General features: G+C 64.0%; 4 protein-coding genes and 1 pseudogene. 4 read left to right on the forward strand and 1 reads right to left on the reverse strand.

The window, feature by feature from the left end:
* A pseudogene (locus tag B4E36_RS03120) lies at positions 1–561 on the forward strand (4-(cytidine 5'-diphospho)-2-C-methyl-D-erythritol kinase); the annotation flags it as partial.
* Complete coding sequence (gene moaB / locus B4E36_RS03125; RefSeq protein ID WP_292057359.1) at positions 558–1,091, forward strand: molybdenum cofactor biosynthesis protein B; 534 nt, start codon at positions 558–560, stop codon at positions 1,089–1,091. The pseudogene B4E36_RS03120 and the gene moaB, both read left to right, overlap by 4 nt.
* 25 nt (positions 1,092–1,116) lie before the next feature.
* Here moaB and B4E36_RS03130 read toward each other — a convergent pair whose 3' ends face one another.
* Positions 1,117–1,635: a hypothetical protein gene (locus B4E36_RS03130; RefSeq protein WP_018062637.1), complete on the reverse strand. Its 519-nt coding sequence runs from the start codon at positions 1,633–1,635 to the stop codon at positions 1,117–1,119.
* A gap of 158 nt (positions 1,636–1,793) precedes the next feature.
* On the opposite strand from B4E36_RS03130, the gene B4E36_RS03135 reads away from it, so the two are divergent.
* On the forward strand, positions 1,794–2,930 hold the full coding sequence (locus tag B4E36_RS03135; RefSeq protein ID WP_345899957.1) for a PA0069 family radical SAM protein: 1,137 nt from the start codon (positions 1,794–1,796) through the stop codon (positions 2,928–2,930).
* Positions 2,931–3,058: 128 nt separating this feature from the next.
* Complete coding sequence (locus B4E36_RS03140) at positions 3,059–3,715, forward strand: ribonuclease HII (protein ID WP_292057358.1); 657 nt, start codon at positions 3,059–3,061, stop codon at positions 3,713–3,715.
* Positions 3,716–3,785 lie beyond the last annotated feature (70 nt).

A 3,785-nucleotide genomic window follows, 5' to 3' on the forward strand; every position in this document is an offset into this window, starting at 1 on the left:
GGCGGCTCGGCCGATGCCGCCGCGACCTTGCGCGGCCTTGCAAGGCTCTGGCGCCTGCCCGGAGAAATACCCGCGCCGCTCGCACTTTCGCTCGGCGCCGACGTGCCGATGTGCCTTGCCGGAAAGCCGCTGTTTGCGCGCGGGATCGGCGATGCGATAACGCCGGCAATCGGGTTTCCGAGGCTCTTCCTCGTGCTTGTAAACCCCTTGCACCAGGTCGCGACGCCCGAGGTTTTCGGGGCGCTGGAACATCGCGATAATTCGCCAATTCTGGACGGCGATATGCCGCAACGGGCCGAGGACTGGCTTGCCCTCATCAAGAGCGCGCGCAACGATCTGCAATTTCCCGCAAGCCGCATCGCGCCGGTGATCTTTGCCGTTACCGATGCGCTGGCGGCGACCGGGGCCGAACTCGTGCGCATGTCGGGATCGGGAGCAACCTGTTTCGGGCTCTACCCCGATCTTGCGAGCGCCGAGATTGCGGCGCGCAACCTTGCGGCCGCCTATCCCGACTGGTTCGTCGTTGCCACGACCACAATTTCTTCAGGAGATGCCGCATGAGCGACCGCCCCTTCATTCCCGTCCGCTTTGCCGTGCTCACCGTTTCCGACAGCCGGACGCTTGCCGACGACCGCTCCGGCGATACGCTGGCCGCGCGGATCGAAACCGCGGGTCATGTTCTGGCCGATCGCCGCATCGTCGGCGACGACCGAACGGCGATTGCCGAAACGGTGAAAGCCTGGTGCGGCGATGACGCGATCGATGTGGTGGTGACCACAGGCGGAACCGGCTTTACCGGCCGCGATGTGACGCCGGAAGCGATCGAGCCGCTGTTCGACAAGCGGATGGACGGCTTTTCGGCGATCTTCCACCGGATTTCGTTCGAGAAGATCGGCACCTCGACGGTTCAGTCGCGCGCCACGGCCGGGCTTGTCGGCAAAACCTTCGTCTTCGTGCTGCCGGGCTCACCCGGCGCCTGCAAGGATGGCTGGGACGGCATCATCGCCCAGCAGTTCGACTATCGCCACATGCCCTGCAATTTCGTGGAAATCATGCCCCGGCTGGACGAGCACCTGAAGCGGAACACGTAAACGCCGGCATCGCGCCTGATTCGGGTCAGGTCCGGATCATCGCCCAGGCCGGAATGATCTCGCAGGAAAGTCGCCGCGTCATCTGCCGGCGGGCGAGCAGGAATGGCGAATCACCGCCGGCACTGGCCTTTTCCAGGGCCATGGATTTGGGCAGAAGCACGCCCACTTCCAGCGGGCAGCGTTTCGAAAAAAGCCGTTGCCGGAGCGAGCGCCGGTGCCGTTTCGAGCGCGAGAACCGCGCGGGACTGTTTTCCAGCGCGATATGCTCCGACACCGTTTCCACCCAGCCGGAAAGCGGCCGCGCGCCAGGCTCCAGAACGAGCACCCAATCGCCGCGCGACTGGCGGATGACGTCGGGCAGGTCCCAGCTCCGCATGAACCGGCAGCCGGCGGCATCGGCCACGCGCTCGACGCCCTCGCCGGCGCCGTGTTCGAGAACGATGACATCGCTGACAAGCCCCTCGACGGCGCCCGCCACCAGAGCCGAGAGCGTGTGCGCAAGCTCGGCCTCCTGATTTCTGCTTTCGATCAGAACGCTTAACATGCCGCTATCTAGGCAATTTGCACGGCTCTTGCCAAGGGCGAACGCCCATGTGAACGAAAGCCGCGTCGTATGTTCTTGCTTTGTTCTAAAAATTAACCTATATTTCCTGTCAGGTGTTGCCAAAGGGCATGAAGACCCTCCGGCAAAACAGACGGGAGATGATCATGGAAGACGCATTCGATGTGGACATCGCCGGCTTCACGCCGCCCCCGGCCCGTCATTTCGACCCGGTCGAACATGGACGTCGGCGCGGCCGCGCGGCAACCGCCAACCCGTCCGGCCGGTTCGAGCCGATAAGCCGGGAGCGCTTCGACGACGGCTGGCATCTGGAGGAGGATCTGCCGGCCTTTGCCACCGAGGTGCAGGTCGAGAAGGTGAAGTCGATCATCACCCGCAACACCTCGCCGGACGTGCCGTTCGAACGCTCGATCAATCCCTATCGCGGCTGCGAACATGGCTGCATCTACTGCTTCGCGAGGCCCACCCACGGCTTCATGGGGCTGTCCGCCGGACTTGATTTCGAAACCCGCCTGTTTGCGAAGCCCGATGCGCCCCGCCAGCTTGCCCGCGAGCTTTCCAAACCCGGTTACCATGCCAAGACCATCGCGATCGGCACCAATACCGATCCCTATCAGCCGGTGGAGAAGGAATGGCGGATCATGCGCCAGGTGCTGGAAGTGCTTGCCGATGCCAACCACCCGGTTTCCATCACCACCAAATCCGCGCTGATCCTGCGCGATATCGATATCCTGTCGCAGATGGCGGAAAAGCATCTGGTCAAGGTTTCGATGTCGGTGACCACGCTCGACCGCAAGCTTTCCCGCAGCATGGAGCCGCGCGCCGCCACGCCCCCACGCCGGCTGGAGACGATCCGCGCGCTTGCCGGCGCCGGCATACCCGTCGGCATCTCCGTTGCGCCGATCATTCCGGTGCTGACGGATCACGAGCTGGAACGCATTCTCGACAGTGGCGCCGCGGCCGGCGCGACCGAGGCGAGCTATATCCTGCTACGCCTGCCGCTCGAGGTCGCGCCGCTGTTCAAGGACTGGCTGCTGGAGAACCATCCGGACCGCTACCGCCATGTGATGAGCCTGATCCGATCGATGCGCGGCGGAAAGGATTATGACGCCGAATTCGGCAAGCGGATGAAGGGCAGCGGCCCCTATGCCTGGCAGATCGCCCGCCGATTCGAAATGGCCGTCAAACGGCTGAAGCTCACCCGTCGCAGCACGGCGCTGAGGGAAGACCTGTTCACCCCGCCCGATGGCGGCGGCGCGCAGCTCAACCTGTTCTGATCCCTTTCCGGCCGGGAAAGCCCTTGGACCCGGCCGAAGAGGTCCCCTTCACTGCCGCACATGAGCAGTTCTCAGAATTGCTCCGAAGGGGACTTGCGGGAGATCGGAAGGCGGTGTGAAATGACTTCATGTCATCCGCGCTTCCTTCCGATTCTCCTGCCCTTTTCGATCTGCCGCCAGCGGTGCCCGATTTTTCGCTGGAAAGTGCTGCGCGTTTGCGCGGGTTCTGGCCCGTGGCCGGCTGCGACGAGGCGGGCCGTGGCCCGCTTGCCGGCCCGGTGGTGGCAGCGGCCGTGATCCTCGACCCGGACAATATTCCCGAAGGTCTCAACGATTCCAAGAAGCTCACGGCCAAGGCCCGCGAGGCGCTGTTCGAGACGATCTTCGATAAGGCGCTGGTATCGGTCGCCTCCAGCAGTCCCGCCCGGATCGATCGTATCAATATCCTTAGAGCTTCCCTCGATGCGATGCGCCGTGCGGTGCTGGGTCTTGCGCTGCCGCCGGCGATGGTGCTTGCCGATGGCCGCGACCAGCCGCCCGGCATTCCCTGCCGCGCGGAAGCCGTGATCAAGGGCGATGCCCGTTCGCTTTCGATTGCCGCCGCCTCGATCATCGCAAAGGTCACCCGCGACCGGATGATGGCGCAGGCCGCGACCATCTATCCCGCCTACGGGTTTGACGGCCATGTCGGCTATGGCACCGCGGTCCACCGCGCGGCGATCATCGACACCGGCCCCTGCCCGCTTCACCGCATGAGCTTCCGCCCGCTGCGGCAAGTCGAATAGCCGGCTCAAAGCACAAGATTTCAGGAATTTTGTCGGGAAATTGTGGTGGTCGGAGTGGCAAGATTCGAAC

Origin of the sequence: Martelella sp. UBA3392 (assembly GCF_002358775.1) — a bacterium.
Taxonomy (GTDB): Bacteria; Pseudomonadota; Alphaproteobacteria; order Rhizobiales; family Rhizobiaceae; genus Martelella; species Martelella mediterranea.

What these genes read in the sequence shown, in the direction of transcription:
- B4E36_RS03140 (WP_292057358.1), top strand. Translation starts at nt 3,059, where the DNA reads ATGTCATCCGCGCTTCCTTCCGATTCTCCTGCCCTTTTCGATCTGCCG.
- moaB (WP_292057359.1), top strand. Translation starts at nt 558, where the DNA reads ATGAGCGACCGCCCCTTCATTCCCGTCCGCTTTGCCGTGCTCACCGTT.
- B4E36_RS03130 (WP_018062637.1), bottom strand. Translation starts at nt 1,635, where the DNA reads ATGTTAAGCGTTCTGATCGAAAGCAGAAATCAGGAGGCCGAGCTTGCG.
- B4E36_RS03135 (WP_345899957.1), top strand. Translation starts at nt 1,794, where the DNA reads ATGATCATGGAAGACGCATTCGATGTGGACATCGCCGGCTTCACGCCG.